Origin of the sequence: Methylophaga muralis (genome assembly GCF_001720165.1) — a bacterium.
GTDB classification, from domain to species: domain Bacteria; phylum Pseudomonadota; class Gammaproteobacteria; order Nitrosococcales; family Methylophagaceae; genus Methylophaga; species Methylophaga muralis.
The window spans coordinates 1-405 of sequence record NZ_MCRI01000120.1; the positions used below are offsets into that span (position 1 = coordinate 1).

The following is a 405-nucleotide window of genomic DNA, read 5'->3' on the forward strand; positions in this document are numbered from 1 at the left end:
TTTACCTGCCAACCTCTTTTAGCTAAGGCATTTGCCAAACTTACACAAACGCCTTCTGCACCACCACCACCAAGTGAGCTGATGAAAAATACAATGCTGTCTTTCTTCTCAGCATTTTTATTTGCCATAAGCACAGGCACAGCCTTCAATTTGCTTAGTAATAGGTGGTTTATATTGATTCAATCAGATCACACCATTTAATAAGAATTGCGTTTTCAGAAAAATTCTCGCGAACAGAAATTGCATTTTGAGATAGCTTGTTACGTAAACCATTGTCATTAATTAATAGACTAATCGCATCGGCCATGTCGTCAACATTTTCTGGGCTCACTAAAAGTCCATTTTGGTTGTGCTCGATAATGTCCCGTGGACCTGTATCACAATCAAAGGCAACACAAGAGCAAC

General features: G+C 39.3%; 1 protein-coding gene. It reads right to left on the minus strand.

Going from position 1 to position 405, the window contains the following annotated elements:
- Nucleotides 1-169: 169 nt before the first annotated feature.
- Nucleotides 170-405 (minus strand): glycosyltransferase (locus A9E74_RS14180; protein ID WP_141696846.1); only part of this gene is annotated, 236 nt, incomplete at its 5' end.